This is a genomic window from Pelorhabdus rhamnosifermentans (genome assembly GCF_018835585.1).
GTDB classification, from domain to species: Bacteria; Bacillota; Negativicutes; order UMGS1260; family UMGS1260; genus Pelorhabdus; species Pelorhabdus rhamnosifermentans.
In genome coordinates this window covers 196,342-214,895 of the sequence record NZ_JAHGVE010000002.1, presented here as the reverse complement: position 1 = coordinate 214,895, position 18,554 = coordinate 196,342, and the positions used below count along the sequence as shown (strand labels likewise).

Sequence of the window (18,554 nt, the reverse complement as noted above, 5' to 3'; positions counted from 1 at the left end):
TAACAACGAGCTTGGCTCTGGCAAACATAAGTTGTCTCGTCAAGCTCGCTATTATCAGGAAATGGATAGCTGGTTTTTATAAAGGAATATTGCCATGCTTTTTGGCAGGACGAGATTCTCTCTTTGTTGCCAGCATATTTAAGGCATTAACAACCTGTGGCCGCGTTTGGCTAGGTTCGATAACAATATCCACAAAACCACGTTCTGCTGCTTTATAAGGGTTGGCAAAGTCTTTAATATATTCTGCAGTCTCTTCTTTAATATTATCATGACCGCGGAAAATAATATTTGCAGCGCCAGCAGGTCCCATAACGGCGATTTCAGCTGAAGGCCAAGCAAATACTTGGTCAGCACCCAGATCTTTCGAGCACATGGCAAGATAAGAACCACCGTAAGCTTTACGTGTAATTACGGTAATTTTAGGTACTGTTGCTTCGGAATAAGCATAAAGCATTTTCGCACCATGACGAATAACTCCGCCGTATTCTTGCTGCGTACCAGGTAAGAAGCCAGGAACATCTACGAGCGTTAACAGAGGGATGTTATAAGCATCGCAAGTCCGAACGAAACGGGCTGCTTTATCAGACGCATTAATGTCCAAGCAACCGGCCATTACTGCTGGTTGATTAGCAATAATACCAACACTTTGTCCATCAATCCGGGCAAAACAGGTAATCATATTTTTACCAAAATACGATGCAACATCAAAGTATTCGCCATTATCGACGATAGACTTAATCACATCATACATGTCATACGGTTGATTTGGATTATCAGGCATTAAAGTGTTTAGCCCTTCATCCGTACGTGCCGCATCATCACCCGTATCAACAATGGGAGCATCTTCCAGGTTGTTGCTAGGAAGGAAACTTAAGAGGTAACGAACCTGCTTCAGCGCATCTTCATCATTTTCGGCAGCAAACTGGGATACACCAGAGGTCTGGTTATGAGTGATGGCTCCGCCCAAAGCTTCAGCTGTCACTTCTTCCGCTGTAACTGATTTAATAACCGCCGGACCGGTAAGGAACATTTGGCTGGTGTTTTTCACCATAAAGATAAAGTCAGTTAACGCTGGAGAGTAAACAGCGCCACCTGCGCTTGGTCCCATAATAACAGAGATCTGCGGAATGACACCAGATGCCATGGTATTATTAAAGAAAATTTTTCCATAGCCTGATAAGGCATCAACAGCTTCTTGAATTCTCGCTCCGCCGGAATCAGCCAAACCAACAATCGGCGCACCCATTTTTAACGCCATTTGCTGAACCTTGGCAATTTTAGCTGCATGCATTTCACCAAGTGCACCGCCTATAACCGTAAAGTCCTGGGCATATACATAAATAAGCCGCCCATCAACAGTACCATAACCGGTTGTAACACCTTCACCTGGTGACTCTTTTTTCTCCATACCAAAATTTGTGCAGCGATGCGTAACAAATTGATCTAATTCAACAAAAGAACCTGGATCAAGCAATAAATCAATTCTTTCACGCGAAGTCAATTTTCCCTTCGCATGTTGCTTGTCTATTGCTTTCTGGCCGCCACCTGCGATTACTTTTTCGCGACGTTCTTTAAGATCTTGCAGTTTTTCTTGAACAGTAGCCATATGACACCTCCATTATAATTGCTATCTTGTAAAACTTATTTGCGCTGAGATAATTCTAACAAGATACCACCTGTTGCTTTTGGATGTACAAAAGCAATACTTGCTCCACCTGCACCATAACGAGGTTTTTCATCAATGAGACGAACACCTTTTTCCTTAAGATCAGCAAGAGTTGCTTCGATATTGTCAACACGCAGTGCAAGATGTTGAATGCCTTGTCCATTTTTCTCAATAAATTTAGCAATCGGACCATCTGGTGAAGTTGATTCAAGTAATTCAAGTTCGCTGTCTCCGCAAGGAATAAAGCATACTTTTACTTTTTGCTGTTCAACGACTTCTTCGCCCATAGCCTTAATACCGAGCATTTCCGTATAGAATTTTTTAGCTTCGGCTAAGTCTTTTACAGCAATACCAATATGGTCTACTTTTAACACGTCAAACATGTACATTTCCCCCTTTTATTTTGCTACCGATTTATTTTAAAACACTGGTAATAATTTCACTAACAACTGTATAAGGATCTTTTTCTCTTTTCTCAACATGAGACAAAATTTCTTCGAATTCTTTGCCTGCTATAATTTTTTTCGACACATAACGCCCAATGTCATCATGAATCATGGTAACTAGTTCATCTTTCGTGCGTTTTTTACGACGCGCCGCAAGTTGTCCCGACTCTACCAAATAGTGATAATGGTCATCTAATACAGCAATAAGTTCCGTAATGCCCGTATTTTCTTGGGCAACTGTCCGCTTTACAGGGGGACGCCACTCACCCTTGTCCTGATCCAATTCAAGCATCATTTCAAGTTCAATATTGAGTCGTTCAACACCTTCACGGTCCGCTTTATTAATGACAAAAGCATCACCAATTTCAAGAATCCCCGCTTTAATCGCTTGAATATCATCGCCCAATCCCGGAACAAGGATTACACAAGTGGTGTCAGCCATCTTGACAATATCAATTTCCGATTGGCCTACACCCACTGTTTCAACAAAAATAATATCTTTACCAAAAGCATCCATAATCTTGACAGCTTCCGCTGTTTTGCGTGATAAACCGCCTAGACTTCCCCGTGTTCCCATACTGCGAATAAATACCCCCTCATCTGTCGTGAGGTCATTCATTCGAATACGATCACCCAAGATAGCGCCACCAGTAAAGGGACTTGTGGGATCAATCGCAATAATTCCCACTGTTTTACCTTGCCTGCGATATTCTTTGACAAGTTTATCTGTCAACGTACTTTTTCCAGCACCAGGAGGACCTGTGATACCAATAACCTGTGCTTTTCCTGTATGGCTGTAGATTTTTTTCATAATCTCTACGGCATCGTCATATTCATTTTCGACAGCTGTAATCGCTCTGGATAATGCCAGGCGCGATCCTGCCAATAATTCAGTTGCTATGTCCACTATATGCACCACCTTATGGATTCCTGCTGCTTCTTCATCAGAGAAGCAGCAGAACCTCCACAAAATTATTGGCGTCCTTGCAGTGAATTTATTTTACGTTAGCCGTAATAAATTCTACAATTTTCGCAGTTGTTGTACCTGGTGTAAAGACTTCAGCTACACCAGCTTCTTTTAAACCTGGAATATCCGAATCAGGAATTACGCCGCCGCCGATAACAAGAACGTCAGACATTCCTTTACCTTTTAATAAACCGATAACTTTGGGGAATAAATGATTATGTGCGCCTGAAAGCAAGCTCAATGCAACGACATTTACGTCCTCTTGCAATGCTGCTTCAGCAATTTGTTCAGGCGTTTGACGAAGACCTGTGTAAATAACCTCAAAGCCGGCGTCGCGAAGAGCGCGGGCTACAACTTTAGCACCACGATCATGACCATCAAGACCAGGTTTAGCTACTAATACTCTTATACGTTTTTCCATCGTTGTCCCTCCTACCCTTCTTACAAGTTTACATGCGATTCATATTCGCCGAATACTTTACGCATTACACCACAAATTTCGCCAAGCGTTGCATAAGTATGAACTGCAGCAATAATAAGCGGCATCAAATTAACATGTTCATCTTTGCAGCCTGCTTCAAGAGCAGCGAGACTCTCTTGAACAGCTTTATTATCACGTTTTGCTCTCAAATCAGCCAATTTTTTCTTCTGAAGTTCGCCAACGGAAGCATCTACACGCAGCAGACCTTCAACAGGCTTTTCTTCCACTTGGAATTTGTTTACGCCGACAATAATGCGGTTGTTTTTCTCAACATCCATTTGCCATTTGTAAGCACTATCCTGAATTTCTCTCTGAATATAGCCTTTTTCAATAGCAACAACAGCGCCGCCCATTTCATCAATTTTCTTGATGTATTCCATGGCTTCGGCTTCAATTTTATTTGTAAGTGATTCCACATAGTAAGAACCGCCAAGTGGATCAATTGTATCAGCAATACCGCTTTCATAAGCTACAATTTGCTGCGTACGAAGAGCTACCTGAACAGATTCTTCTGTTGGCAAAGCCAATGCTTCGTCTTTGGAATTCGTATGAAGTGATTGCGTACCACCCATAACAGCTGCAGCTGTCTGTAGAGCAACACGAACGATATTATTCATCGGTTGTTGTGCTGTCAGCATAGAACCTGCTGTTTGCGTATGGAAACGGAGCATCATGGATTTTGCTTTTTGCGCTTTGAAACGATCTTTCATAATTTTTGCCCAAATGCGGCGAGACGCACGATATTTAGCCACTTCTTCAAAGAAGTTATTATGTGCATTCCAGAAGAAGGAAAGACGTCCGGCAAAAGCATCAACATCAAGGCCAGCCTTTAAAGCGGCTTCAACATAGGCAATACCATCTGCAATCGTAAAAGCGATTTCTTGTGCAGCCGTTGAACCCGCCTCGCGAATATGATAACCAGAGATTGAAATAGTATTCCACGAAGGTACATTTTTCGAACAATATTCAAATACGTTCGTGATTAAGCGCATAGAAGGTTTTGGCGGGAAAATGTAAGTTCCGCGAGCAGCATACTCTTTCAAAATATCATTTTGAATCGTACCCTTTAATTTATCAGCAGACACACCCTGTTTTTCACCTACTGCAATATACATAGCAAGTAAAACAGATGCTGGCGCATTGATTGTCATGGAAGTAGATACTTTACCAAGATCAATCTGATCAAACAGAATTTCCATATCAGCTAGGGAGTCGATTGCAACACCCACCTTACCTACTTCACCTGTAGCAACTTCGTCATCAGAATCATAACCGATTTGAGTTGGAAGGTCAAATGCGCAGGAAAGACCGGTTGCACCAGACTCGATTAAATAGCGATAACGTTTGTTTGATTCTTCAGCTGTAGCAAAACCAGCATACATACGCATCGTCCAGAAACGACCGCGGTACATGGTCGGCTGTACCCCGCGAGTATAGGGATATTCCGAAGGAAATCCAAGTTCTTTTTCATAGTCAAAGCCCTCAATATCAAGTGGAGTGCACAGACGTTCTGCCATGAGGTTTTTGCGTTCTGGGAATTTTGCTATCGCTTTATCAACTTTTGCTTGATAAGCGGCAAGCTTTTCTTTCAAAGTGTCATTAGACATGTTCCAAATCCTCCTTTTCTTTACTTTATTTCTTCATAGTGCCAGTTTCAAGGAACCGGCTATGCCAAGAAAGGGCTTCACTCAAAATATGAGGCGACTGAGCAAATTTTGTCGCTTTTTCAGCTCTTTCTAGGTAATCGAGAAGCATCGGTTTGTAATCAGGATGAGCACAATTATTAATAATAACGCGTGCCCTTTCTTTTGGTGACAAACCACGAACATCTGCTACACCACGTTCAGTAACAAACAGGTCAACATCATGTTCCGTGTGATCAATATGTGAACACATAGGTACAATAGAAGAAATCGCACCATTTTTAGCCACAGAACTGCTGAAGAAAATTGTCAGATAACCATTACGAGCATAATCGCCTGATCCGCCAATACCATTCATCAGTTTTGAGCCCATAATATGTGTGGAATTAACATGCCCATAAATATCAAATTCAATTGCCGTATTCATAGCAATAACACCTAAGCGGCGAGCAATTTCCGGATTATTGGAAATTTCAGTAGGTCTCAATATAATTTTGTCGCGATATTTACCAATATTATCGAAGAAACGTTTTTGTCCATCAGGCGAAAGTGTTAAAGAAGTACCTGAAGCAAAATCAAGTTTATTGGCATCAAATAAATCAAGCATACCGTCTTGAATAACTTCTGTATACACTGAAAGGTGTTCAAAAGGCGAATTCACCAAACCGGAAATAACGGCATTTGCTACAGAACCGACACCAGATTGGAGCGGCAGTAAGTTTTTCGGCATACGTCCCTGTTTAATTTCCTCATTCAAAAACTCAATCAAATGAGCACTCATAGCTCTCGCATCATCATCAATCGCACCTAACGGGCGTGCTGTATCTGGTTTATCACAAGGAACGATACAAGTAATCTTATCCAGTCCGCAAGGAATATAAGCCGTACCAATCCGATCGTTCGGTTTTTCAATTGGAATAGCTTTACGATAAGGTGGATCAAGCGGAATATAGCAATCATGCATACCTTCTAATTCGAGTGACTGAGCTGTATTCACTTCAACAATAACCATGTCAGCGTCTTTTACAAAAGATGCTGAATTACCCATGGAAGTTGTCGGAATAATGTTTCCTTCTTCCGTAATGCCTAAAGCTTCAACAATCGCTATATCGACTTTCCCTTTAAAGAAACCATACCGAACCATTTGAGCCATATGACTCAAATGCTGATCGATGTAATTTATTTTACCAGCATTAATGCTTTTTCTTAAGTCACCACTAGTTTGATATGGCATGCGTCTAGCTATGCCATCAACATTAGCTAATGCGCCATCAAGTTCTGGACCAACAGAAGCGCCTGTCCACAAATTAATCTGAAAATGTTCCTTCTTGATCCGCTCAGCAAGCGCCAGCGGCACAGCTTTTGGATAACCAGCCGGAGTAAATCCACTTGTACCAATATTCATGCCAGGCTTAATGAGAGCAGCGGCTTCTTCAGCACTTACAATCTTAGAATAAAGCTTCGGATTATGAATGCGACCCTTAATATCAATCATTCTTGTTCCCCCTTATTTAAATTGTCTTACTTATAGTATTTTGAATTGTTACAAAAACAATTCAAAATAAAACCCGCGATTTAGCCTAATATTCTGTTTGCTTTATAAGTATACAGACAAACAAAAAAACGCCAAGAAATGTTTTGACAATAATTATCAAAACAAACCTTGGCGCAACTTACTCTTTTGTAACGCCGGTAGGGCAATACAACATAAGTTACTTCAGTTTGTAAGTATTACTTTCAGCATGACCGCAATCATACCGTCCGTAATTATGTAGTTATTTTTATAACAAACTACAACATACATGTTACTCTATTTTGTTATATAAGTATACTTCGCTGCCCTAATACAATCTCCTGCACATTTTTTAAAAAAAATTTTTTAGAATTTTTTATTGAATAGTAAATTATTCGTTTATTTGGAGTCAGGAAATGCTCTTGTTAAATGATAAGATAAACTGCTAAGCCCTACAGATAAATCTTCTGAAGCAAGCAATATATGACGAGGAACCTTAATTTTTACAGGTGCAAAATTCCAAATTCCTTTAATATTGGCTGCAACTAACTGATCCGCCACATCTTGAGCCTGTTCAGCCGGAACAGTAATGATAGCAATATGAATATTGTGTTCCGCAATAATTTCGGGCATTTTCCGGATATGACTTACTTCAATTCCCTTAATATTGAGACCAATTTTGCTTAAATCCACATCAAAAATCGCCTTCATATTAAAACCAAGTGAACTAAAGTTCGGATAATTCGCTAAAGCCCAGCCGAGATGACCAAGCCCGACAATAGACATGTTCCAACTGCGGTGTAATCCTAATATTTCACTGATATTACCAATCAGCTCACGTACATAATAACCAACGCCTTTCTTCCCAAACTGGCCGAACGATGCCAGATCTTTACGAATTTGTTCAGGCGTCACCCCAATACGTTTACCAAGTTCTTCTGAAGAAATAATTTCAATTCCTTCCTGCTGAATAAATTTTAAAGTACGAAAATAAAGAGGCAAACGATCAATCGTTGCTTTCGATATAATGACCTGATTTTTCAAACAAGCTCCTCCTTATTGAATGCAGTTGCAGGACATAATACTTAATTATTATTTTCACATAGTATAAGTATTTAGTCAAGTAAATAAAGATAAATTTACCAAACTTTCCATCTTATTGGAAATATTCTTTCTCATTTTAGTTTAATTCTTTTACTCGCCCTGAATGCCGCGGACTTAAACGCCACGCTTGAACAATCAAGGCATTGAGGAACCAAAACAGCATGGACATTTGAATATTAAACAAGGTATAATCCGTTAAACCACTCACAACAAGACCAAAAATAGCCGCAACTGCCCCCAGCATTAACCCCACAATATAAGGATTGCCGCTTTTTTTACACAATTTCAAGGCCAAATTCGCGTGTCCCCATAAAAAGAGCATAAAGACACAAAAAGCAGGAATGCCAATTTCGGCCGCAATATTTAAATACATATTATGAGCATGGAATATCTTCGTACCGTTTAAAATAAAGAAATCATAATTGGGATATACGAGATAATAAGCCCCCCAGCCAATACCAAATAAGGGATGATCCGAAATCATGGACCATGTGCTTTCCCATAAAGCTATGCGAAGTGTTGAAGACGTATCTGTCGGATTTGCAATAGATATCACACGCTCCAGCACACCGTTATGCGCCAAAAGTATAAGGAGTGGCACAATCAGCAGTAGCCAAAACATTTTTCGATTATGCCAAAAACCAAACGCGGCAAAAACAGCAAACAAACTAATCCAAGCCCCGCGTGAATAGGTAATAATCAGACAGGCTGAACACGAAACTACCAGGAACAATAAAGTGGTTTTCACCTTTTTATCTGGAGCATAAAATCCGAGTCCTCCTGCAATGGCGATCATGCTCACCAAAAAAGATGCCAACAAATTGGGGTTTTTTAATGTAGAAAAAACGCGAATTTTTAAATCCGGAAATTGAGCATCATCGACCCATTCCATAGCAGAAATATCAATTCCAAAAATATATTGATAATACCCGTAAAAATTCACAAGAAAAGTGGCACCTAATAAAGCCATAACCATGCGCTTGATTTGTCCTAAAGAATGAACGTTATGGACGACAAGATAATAAATAAGTACATAACGCCCCATTAAATGAGAATAGTTATAAAAGCTAAAACCTTTATCAGGCGACACCCATACAGAAGCAAAAGAAAGCAGCACAAATATACCAATCAGCTTATCGAAAGGGGATGATCTTAGAAGTACCTTCCGATAATACAACATTTTCGCCAGCCATAATGCTGTACCTAGCAGCAGAAAGAATGTTGTCCCATTCAACGACAGCGGCAAAAAAAAGGCTACTGCAATCATCGAGTATTCAATATAATGATCTATAGAACGGAAAACAGTCTGAATTTTGCTGGCTTTTTGCACGATTTCACCTTTTATCATTTCAAATTTAATCAAGTAACAAGGAAGATAGTCCCTACCTATTATAACGAAGTCATTCTCTATTGTCTAGCAACGCACTGACGTACTACGCCAATGAGATAAAGGGAACCTGTCACGCAGACAATGCCTTCCGCGCCTGCCAATTGACAGGCTAAACGAAAAGCCTCGGAGAAATCTTCAGCAACGTAAGCAGGCGCAGAAATAAGCTTTTGCTGTTCAATGGCAGTAACCAACTGGGCTGCTGGACAAGCCCGCTCAGACAGGGGCAACGTAACAATCACCTTATCACCAGAAGTAAGCAAGGTTGTCAACATTTCAGAAATGGCCTTGTCACGCAAGATGCCCAGTACAAAAACAATCGCCCGCCCTGGTAAATAGTCGTTCAGCGTCTGCCGAAGCACCTTGATACCTGCCGGATTATGAGCTCCATCAAAAATGACAGTCGGCTGTCCCCTACGCACTTCAAACCTACCTGGCCACTTTGTACTTTCCAAGCCTTGTCTCATGTTCTGCTTTGTTATACGCTCGTCCCGCTTTCCCAAACATGACACAGCCTGCCACGCGAGTGCTGCATTGACTGCTTGATGTTCTCCCATGAGTGGTAGCCGTACGCTAAGTTCATGCTTCAAATCCGTCAACTCTAATTGTTGACCTGTTAGATCATAACCACTAGTATGACTAAAAAAATCCTTGTCATAAACATTCAGCACACTACCTGCCTCTGCTGCTTTTTGACGAATTACCGCGAGAGCCGGCCCTTGAGCCGCCGTAATCACCGGCCTCCCCTGTTTAATAATTCCGGCCTTGTGGCAAGCAATTTCTTCAATCGTATTGCCGCAACGATCCATATGTTCAAGCGTCACATTCGTAATGACGGAAACTTCGGGAATAATCACATTCGTCGAATCAAGGAGTCCTCCCAACCCTACTTCAATAACAGCTACTTCCACATTCTTTTCAGCGAAAAAGTAAAAAGCCGCCGCCGTAACTACTTCAAATTCCGTAGGATGCTCAAACTCTTGTTCAATCATTTGTTGTACAAATTTGGCTGTGTAGTCAATAGCACGGGCAAAATCTTCAGGTGCTGCTTCTTCACCATTAATATTCATCCGCTCTGTATAACGTGTAAGATGAGGTGATGTATAAAGAGCCGTTGAAATGCCTGAAGCGGTGAGCATGGACGCAATCATGGCTGAAGTAGATCCCTTGCCATTCGTTCCTGTAACATGAATGGTCTTGTAAGAATTCTGGGGATTTCCCATCAATTTCAGAAGCTCTTTGATCCGCACTAAGCCCAGTTGACTGCCAAATGTCATTAAAGATTGCAAATACTTCAATGCTTCTTCATAGCTCATATGAATCACTTCCTAATTAAGAATTCAGCAGGGACAAGCCCTGCTGACAAGATTACAAAGTATCCAAATAGGCTAACCGCTCACGAACAGCCGCTCGTTGCTGCTCATAACCACTTAATTTTGTTTTTTCTTTCTCAATCACTTCACTTGGCGCCTTGGCTACAAAACCGGCATTGTTCAATTTTCCTTCAATGCGGGCCACTTCTTTATCAAGGGATGTCAATTCTTTCGTCAAGCGAGCCATTTCTTTGTCAATATCAATCAAGCCTTTCAGTGGAAGAAAGATTTCAATCCCACTTACCACAGCTGTCATGGCGTTTTCCGGTTTGGCCATATCATTACTAAGAAGTACAAGAGAATCAGCACCAGCCAGTGTAAAAAGATACCCTTGATTACGCTCAAAAACGGGCGTCAAAGCTTGATCAGCTAGTTTCAAAATCACCTGGCACTTCTTGCCTGGCGCTACATTTACTTCAGCACGCATATTACGAATGGCCTTTACAGTATCCATGACAGCTGCCATATGATTTTCAGCTTCTTCGTCAATTAATTGTTCTTGAGCCACAGGCCACTTGGCAATCATAATACTCTTGCCTTCATGAGGCAAGTTCTGCCAAATGGCTTCCGTAATAAACGGCATAAAAGGATGAAGCAATTCCATTGTTCCCCTCAGGACATGGCTTAATACATACTGTGCCGTCTTGCGGCTTGTTTCATCTTCCTTGCCATACAAACGATTCTTAGATAACTCAATATACCAGTCACAAAATTCATTCCAAATAAATTCATATAATAACCGAGCTGCTTCACCAAGTTCAAACTGCTCTAAATTTTTTGTTACCTCCTGAATAGTCTGATTGTAGCGACTCAAAATCCAGCGATCAGCCAAATGAACGTTTTCAGGTCGGAAGTCTTTATCAAAGCCTTCTAAATTCATGAGCATAAAACGCGATGCATTCCAAATTTTATTAGCAAAGTTACGGCTCGCTTCAACTCTTTCCCAATAAAAGCGCATATCATTGCCAGGTGTATTCCCTGTAATCAGCATAAAACGCAGCGTATCGGCACCATACTTTTCAATAACCTCTAAGGGATCAATGCCGTTCCCTAATGATTTACTCATCTTTCGGCCTTGACTGTCACGCACAAGTCCATGAATAAAAACATGTTTAAAAGGAATTTCCTGTTTAAATTCCAACCCCATCATAATCATACGGGCAACCCAGAAAAAGATAATATCATAGCCTGTCACAAGAACACTTGTGGGATAAAACTGCTTCACTTCAGCTGTATCAGCAGGCCAGCCCATGGTTGAAAAAGGCCATAAAGCCGAACTAAACCAGGTATCAAGCACATCTGGGTCTTGCATAACTTTGCCCCCGCAATGAGGACAAGCCGTCACATCTTGTCTGGAAACGATCGTTTTGCCACATGACTCGCAATACCAAGCCGGAATACGATGCCCCCACCAAATCTGCCGGGAAATACACCAGTCGCGAATATTCTCCAGCCAATTGCTGTAAATTTTCGTAAATCGCTGGGGCACGAACTGAATTTTACCACTTGTCACCGCTTCAATGGCAGGTTTGGCTAGTGGTTCCATTTTAACAAACCATTGCTTTGAAACGAGTGGTTCAACAACGGTATGACAGCGTTGGCAATGTCCAACAGCATGACTGTGATCCTCAATTTTTACGAGCTGGCCTTGTTCTTCTAAATCATGCACAAGCGCTTTGCGGCACACAAACCGATCCATTCCGGCATATTTCCCCGTTTCTTTAGCCATCGTGCCATCGGAATTAATGACAATATACTCGGGCAAACGATGACGAAGCCCCATGTCAAAGTCATTGGGGTCATGAGCCGGCGTAATTTTTACAGCGCCTGTCCCAAAGGAAGGATCAACATATTCATCAGCAATCACTGGAATGTGTCGGTGAACTATCGGCAATACTAAATTTTTACCAATTAAATGCTGATAGCGTTTGTCGTCTGGATGAACAGCGACAGCACTATCGCCAAGCAGCGTCTCAGGACGCGTCGTAGCAATTGTCAAGCCAGGTGTTCCATCTTCACAGTCATAACGAACATAAAATAAATGACCGGCCTGATCTTCATGCTCGACTTCAATATCACTTAATGCTGTATTACAGCGCGGACACCAATTGGTAATACGATGTCCCTGATAAATAAGGCCTTTCTCATAAAGAGTGACAAAGACCTCTCGGACAGCCTTTGAACAACCTTCATCCATCGTAAATCGTTCGCGTTCCCAATCGCAAGAAGCCCCCATACTATGCAATTGATTAATAATGTTACTGCCAAACTTTTCTTTCCATTCCCATACGCGATCAATAAAAGCGTCACGCCCTAAATCGTAGCGACTTTTACCTTCTTCCTTGGTAAGTACTTCTTCCACCTTGATTTGCGTGGCAATACCCGCGTGATCCGTGCCAGGCATCCACAAAGTATTGTAACCTTGCATACGCCGAAACCGAATAAGGATATCCTGCAAGGTATTGTCTAAAGCATGGCCCATATGAAGTTTCCCTGTTACATTGGGCGGTGGAATAACCATACTAAAGGGCTGTTTATCAGGTTCTACTTCAGCATGAAAAAAGTGATTGTCTTGCCAATATTTATACCATTTTTTTTCAAATGCTGCGGGATCATATACCGTCGATAGTGCTTCTTTCTCACTCAATTTATGTTCCTCCTCCAATAAAATAAGAAAAACTGCTGATTACTTTCTTATAATAAAAACAACAAACCCTTTCATCCTAAAAAGGACGAAAGGGTCTTCTTTCGTGGTACCACCTTAATTTTCAGCGGTCTTCGCTGAACACTTCGCTTGTTATAACGGAACAAAACCGGTCGCACCTACTTTTTTCAACACGACAACTCCTGGATGACTTTCAGTACCATCAAAGTTGAGAGATCTTTCAGCCTTAAGAATCTCTTTTCTGTGCACTTAAATGAACTTACTCTTCCAATCACTGCAGTTACTTTATCTAGTTATTAGTTTCATTAACATATTACTCACTTTGTCATGCCTTGTCAAGCTCAGGCACTCTGTCTTACTGACGTTTTTCCTGTAGATACTTGTCTATGGCCACAGCAGCTTTCTTTCCTGCTCCCATGGCCAATATAACAGTTGCTGCGCCTGTCACAATATCACCACCAGCAAAAATACCCAGTCGTGAAGTCTGGCCTGTCTCTTCATCAGCGATAATATTACCGCGTTTATTCGTATCTAATCCCTTTGTTGTCGATTGTATCAACGGATTCGGCCCTTGACCAATCGCCATAATCACTACATCTACATCAAGAGTAAACTCCGATCCGGCTATTTCTACAGGACGACGCCTACCACTCGCATCAGGCTCGCCAAGCTCCATCTTCATGCACCTAAGCCCCGTAACCCAGCTGTCCTTTCCAACAACCTCAAGCGGATTCGTTAGCAGTCTAAACTGCACGCCTTCCTCTTTAGCATGATGTACTTCTTCTAAACGAGCCGGCATTTCTGTTTCGGATCGCCGATAGACAATATAAGATTCTTCCGCTCCCAGACGAAGTGCCGTTCGAGCAGCATCCATCGCCACATTGCCACCGCCAACAACAGCAACCTTATGGCCCACTTTAATGGGTGTCGCTGCTTTCGGAAATTGATAGGCCTTCATTAAATTACAACGCGTTAAAAACTCATTGGCCGAATATACACCATTTAGATTTTCACCCGGAATTTGTAAAAAGTGCGGTAAACCAGCGCCTGTCCCAATAAAGACAGCCTCAAAACCTTCCTCATCAAGTAACTCATCAATCGTATAGGTCCGGCCAATAATGGCATTCACTTCAATAACTACACCCAATTTTTTTAGATTGCTAATTTCCTGCTGCACAATGGCTTTGGGCAACCGAAATTCTGGGATGCCATACATGAGAACTCCACCTGGCGCATGCAAAGCTTCAAATATCGTCACAGCATAGCCTAGTTTAGCCAAATCGCCTGCTGCCGTAAGACCTGCCGGGCCAGCGCCAATGACGGCCACCTTTTGTGCATTTGCTTTCCTTTGTGGTGCCGTTACTGTCTCGCCATGTTCTCTTGCATAATCAGCTGCATACCGTTCTAAGCGGCCGATCCCAACAGACTCGCCTTTCTTTGCCAGCACACAATGCTTTTCACACTGTTCTTCCTGCGGACAAACACGCCCGCACACGGCAGGGAGACTATTATAGCTTTTTAAGCTTTTTATGGCCTCATCCATTTGTCCATCTTTAATGTGCTGAATAAATTCGGGAATATTTACCTCAACAGGACAGCCTTGGCGACAAGGGGCTGTTTTGCAATGCAAACAACGCTGTGCTTCAGCAAGGGCAGTGTCTTCACCATATCCTAATGTTACTTCATTAAAATTTTTAGCTCGAACCTTGGGATCTTGTTCAGGCATGGCATGTTTTTTCATGACTGGTGACATTTGCAGCCCCCCCTTCCATTTTCACAACTCTTTTTCTCAAGTGGAATATACATTTTTTGACGAGCAATTAAGGTGTCAAAGTCCACTTGATGGGCATCAAATTCCGGTCCATCAACACAAGCAAATTTGCTTTCATTTCCTACAGCCACCCGACAACCGCCACACATACCTGTGCCATCGACCATAATTGGATTTAGGCTAACAACCGTCGGAATTTTATAAGGACGTGTCACTTCAGCAACGCCGCGCATCATCACGACAGGACCAATTGCCATGACTTCGGCCAATTTTTCTTCGTCATCAATTAAGCGCTTCAGTACATCTGTTACAAACCCTTTGATTCCTTTGGAACCATCATCCGTTGTAATATAGAGTTCATCACTGGCATTTTTCATTTCATCTTCAAAAATTAATAGTTCCGCCGTACGTGCACCAATAATAGAAATCACACGATTGCCCGCTGCTTTCATGGCACGGGCAATGGGATATACAGGAGCTGTACCAATACCCCCGCCAATACATACAACAGTTCCCATTTTTTTTATGTGCGTCGGATTACCTAACGGACCAGCAATATCGAGAATACTTTCGCCTTCTTCAAGCTGCCCTAGCTGCTGGGTTGACGCCCCAACTTCCTGAAAAAGCAAGGTAATTGTCCCTTTATCCCGGTCGAAATCAGCAATTGTGAGAGGTACACGTTCCCCTTCGTCATCAATTCGGATAATCACAAATTGCCCCGGCTGACATTTTTTTGCAATTTGCGGTGCAGCCATGGCAAACTGCTTGACTGTGGGTGATAAAACTTTTTTTGCAACGATTTTAAACATTCAACCACTCCTCGAAATGCGATTTATAAAAACAGGTAACACTAAAATAAACCTACAATAGTACCATCATTTAAAATATCCATTCCCTCAGCTGCTGGATGTTTCGGAAGTCCGGGCATGGTCATAATATTGCCTGTCAAAGCAACCAAAAAACCAGCCCCTGCTGCCACACGCACTTCACGCACGGTAATGGTAAAATCAGTTGGACGACCCAATTTATCTTTGTCATCACTTAAGGAATACTGCGTTTTCGCCATACAAATGGGTGTTTGATCAAAACCTAACTTCATCAGCTCGGCAATAGTCTTCTCTACTTGAGGTGTAAATTGCACATCCCTGGCACCATATATTTCCTGCGCAATCGTCGTTATCTTCGCTTTAATAGATTGCGTCACATCATAAATAAATTGAAAATCATTTGGTTTATTGCAAGCTTCAAGCACCTTGTGCGCTAAATCAATGCCGCCTGCACCGCCATCAGCCCATACATTTGAAACAGACACGTCGGCACCTAATTTTTGGCACTCATTAGCTAACAAATCAAGCTCGGCTTTTGTATCAGTCGGGAAAGCATTCACAGCCACAACAACAGGCAGATGAAATTTCGCAATATTTTCAATATGTTTAATAAGGTTGTCCATCCCCTGTTTCAAAGCCGTCAAATTTTCAGTCGTTAAGGCACTTTTAGCTATACCGCCATGCATTTTTAAAGCACGAACGGTGGCAACAATGACTACGGCATCGGGTTTAAAGCCAGCAAAACGGCATTTAATATCAAGAAATTTTTCGGCCCCCAAATCAGCACCGAAACCAGCCTCTGTGACAACAATGTCGCCAAGCTTTAATCCCATTTTCGTCGCCATAATACTATTACAGCCATGAGCGATATTAGCAAAAGGCCCCCCATGGACAAGAGCCGGCGTATTTTCCAGCGTTTGCACCAAATTCGGTTTGATTGCATCTTTAAATAACAAAGTCAAGGCTCCGGCCACTTTGAGTTCGGCAACCGTAACAGGCTGATTATCATAGGTGTAACCCACAATAATCCGATTGATTCGCTGTTTCATATCATCCAAATCCTTAGCTAAACACAAAATAGCCATCATTTCCGATGCTACCGTAATATCAAATCCAGCCTCACGCGGTACACCGTTGGCTTTGCCGCCAAGACCTGTAATAATCTGACGCAACGCCCGTTCATTAAGATCCATCACCCGTCGCCAAGTAATCCGTCTTGGATCAATATTAAGCTCATTCCCTTGATGAATATGATTGTCAATAATCGCGGCAAGAAGATTATGTGCCGTAGTAATGGCATGAATATCTCCGGTAAAATGCAAATTAATATCTTCCATGGGAACAACTTGGGCATATCCGCCGCCAGCCGCTCCACCCTTGAGACCAAAACAAGGCCCTAAAGAAGGCTCGCGGAGGGCAATGACAACTTTCTTGCCTAAGCGCCGTAATGCATCGCCCAAACCAACTGTTGTTGTCGTTTTACCTTCACCAGCCGGAGTCGGATTAATCGCTGTAACGAGCACCAATTTTCCATCGGACTTCTTGCTTAAATTTTCCCAGGTTTGAAGCGAAATTTTGGCCTTGTATTTACCGTATAATTCCAATTCATCTTCTGTAATCCCCAATTCCGCAGCAACCGTCGTAATTGGCTGTTTGACTGCAGCTTGAGCAATTTCCACATCACTTTTCATTTTATGCCCCCCCTAAACTTTTACCGAATTATGAATATATGTAGTGACAGCTTATTTTGCCTTATTGCATAAAGCCCTTCGCTTAGCAGCTTCAATCGTATTCGCCATAAGCATCATAATCGTTAAAGGACCTACGCCACCGGGGACAGGTGTAATGGCGCTTGCCACTTGTTCTACCTCATCAAAATCAACATCACCGACAAGCTTTTTCCCCTCACGATTAATGCCTACATCAATAATAATAGCCCCTTGTTTCACCATATTTTCCGTAACAAATCTCCCTTTTCCGACTGCAGCAATCAGAATATCGGCTTCTTTTGTTACTTGAGCTAAGTTAACTGTATGCGAATGACAAACCGTGACTGTCGCATTTTGGGCGAGTAACAATGCTGCAAGTGGTTTACCAACAATATTGCTCCTACCAATAATCACGGCATGCTTTCCTGCTACATCAATGGCACTGAATTTAAGCATTTCCATAATGCCACGTGGCGTACAAGGAACAAAAGTTTTCCGTCCTAATGACAAAAGTCCCACATTGATGGGATGAAATCCATCCACATCTTTGTCAGGTGATACAGATTCAATAATGCGCTGCTCATCTAATTGCTGCGGCAGAGGCAGTTGGACTAAAATGCCATGGATGTCGCTACGCTGATTCAATTGTTTAATTTGAACAAGAAGTTCTTGTGTTGTAATCGTTTCAGCCAGACGAATGACTTCAGAATGAATACCAAGAGCTTGGCAAGCTTTTTCTTTATGCCCCACATAAACCTTCGACGCCGGATCTTCGCCAACAAGCACTACAGCCAGCCCTGGTACAATTGACTGTTCCTTAAGCTTGGCTATTTCTAAAGCAATATTTTCTTTCAGCTCTGATGCAATCTGTTTTCCATCAAGTATTCTAGCCACTTTTTCACCCTTTCATATATGAAAAATTCCTCTCAACCTTCCTGGCTATAAGCCAAAATTGAAAGGAATTACCTATTGATTTGCGCAAAAGCATGGACAAACTAACCG

Annotated in this window: 14 protein-coding genes and 1 other annotated feature; all 14 genes read right to left on the bottom strand. The window is 41.9% G+C overall.

Annotated features, from left to right (window positions below):
* Positions 1–76 precede the first annotated feature (76 nt).
* Positions 77–1,606, bottom strand: coding sequence for a methylmalonyl-CoA decarboxylase subunit alpha (gene mmdA, locus Ga0466249_RS04205; RefSeq protein WP_215828175.1), 1,530 nt, complete (start codon positions 1,604–1,606; stop codon positions 77–79).
* Positions 1,607–1,641: 35 nt separating this feature from the next.
* Positions 1,642–2,049 carry a methylmalonyl-CoA epimerase gene (mce, locus tag Ga0466249_RS04200; protein ID WP_215828174.1) on the bottom strand — a complete coding sequence of 136 codons (408 nt, stop codon included), beginning with the start codon at positions 2,047–2,049 and terminating at the stop codon, positions 1,642–1,644.
* A gap of 31 nt (positions 2,050–2,080) precedes the next feature.
* Positions 2,081–3,019, bottom strand: a complete 939-nt coding sequence (meaB, locus tag Ga0466249_RS04195) for a methylmalonyl Co-A mutase-associated GTPase MeaB (protein ID WP_215828173.1) — start codon at positions 3,017–3,019, stop codon at positions 2,081–2,083.
* An 88-nt stretch (positions 3,020–3,107) separates the two neighbouring features.
* Positions 3,108–3,500: a cobalamin B12-binding domain-containing protein gene (locus Ga0466249_RS04190; protein WP_215828172.1), complete on the bottom strand. Its 393-nt coding sequence runs from the start codon at positions 3,498–3,500 to the stop codon at positions 3,108–3,110.
* 20 nt (positions 3,501–3,520) lie between these two features.
* Positions 3,521–5,167, bottom strand: coding sequence for an acyl-CoA mutase large subunit family protein (locus Ga0466249_RS04185; RefSeq protein WP_215828171.1), 1,647 nt, complete (start codon positions 5,165–5,167; stop codon positions 3,521–3,523).
* Between the two features lie 25 nt (positions 5,168–5,192).
* Complete coding sequence (scpC, locus tag Ga0466249_RS04180; RefSeq protein ID WP_215828170.1) at positions 5,193–6,698, bottom strand: succinyl-CoA:acetate CoA-transferase ScpC; 1,506 nt, start codon at positions 6,696–6,698, stop codon at positions 5,193–5,195.
* Positions 6,699–7,115: 417 nt separating this feature from the next.
* Positions 7,116–7,760, bottom strand: coding sequence for a redox-sensing transcriptional repressor Rex (locus tag Ga0466249_RS04175; RefSeq protein ID WP_215828169.1), 645 nt, complete (start codon positions 7,758–7,760; stop codon positions 7,116–7,118).
* Between the two features lie 136 nt (positions 7,761–7,896).
* Complete coding sequence (locus Ga0466249_RS04170) at positions 7,897–9,150, bottom strand: O-antigen ligase family protein (RefSeq protein WP_312889705.1); 1,254 nt, start codon at positions 9,148–9,150, stop codon at positions 7,897–7,899.
* A 77-nt stretch (positions 9,151–9,227) separates the two neighbouring features.
* On the bottom strand, positions 9,228–10,523 hold the full coding sequence (locus Ga0466249_RS04165) for a bifunctional folylpolyglutamate synthase/dihydrofolate synthase (RefSeq protein ID WP_215828168.1): 1,296 nt from the start codon (positions 10,521–10,523) through the stop codon (positions 9,228–9,230).
* A 52-nt stretch (positions 10,524–10,575) separates the two neighbouring features.
* Positions 10,576–13,227, bottom strand: a complete 2,652-nt coding sequence (locus Ga0466249_RS04160; protein WP_215828167.1) for a valine--tRNA ligase — start codon at positions 13,225–13,227, stop codon at positions 10,576–10,578.
* Between the two features lie 78 nt (positions 13,228–13,305).
* Positions 13,306–13,529 (bottom strand) — a binding site (T-box leader).
* A gap of 71 nt (positions 13,530–13,600) precedes the next feature.
* On the bottom strand, positions 13,601–14,998 hold the full coding sequence (gltA, locus tag Ga0466249_RS04155) for an NADPH-dependent glutamate synthase (RefSeq protein WP_215828166.1): 1,398 nt from the start codon (positions 14,996–14,998) through the stop codon (positions 13,601–13,603).
* Positions 14,983–15,825 (bottom strand): sulfide/dihydroorotate dehydrogenase-like FAD/NAD-binding protein, encoded by an 843-nt coding sequence (locus Ga0466249_RS04150; RefSeq protein ID WP_215828165.1) that lies wholly within the window; start codon positions 15,823–15,825, stop codon positions 14,983–14,985. The genes gltA and Ga0466249_RS04150 overlap by 16 nt, the downstream gene beginning before the upstream one ends.
* Before the next feature lie 41 nt (positions 15,826–15,866).
* Positions 15,867–17,534: a formate--tetrahydrofolate ligase gene (locus Ga0466249_RS04145; protein ID WP_215828164.1), complete on the bottom strand. Its 1,668-nt coding sequence runs from the start codon at positions 17,532–17,534 to the stop codon at positions 15,867–15,869.
* A gap of 51 nt (positions 17,535–17,585) precedes the next feature.
* Positions 17,586–18,446: a bifunctional methylenetetrahydrofolate dehydrogenase/methenyltetrahydrofolate cyclohydrolase FolD gene (folD, locus tag Ga0466249_RS04140; RefSeq protein ID WP_215828163.1), complete on the bottom strand. Its 861-nt coding sequence runs from the start codon at positions 18,444–18,446 to the stop codon at positions 17,586–17,588.
* Positions 18,447–18,554 lie beyond the last annotated feature (108 nt).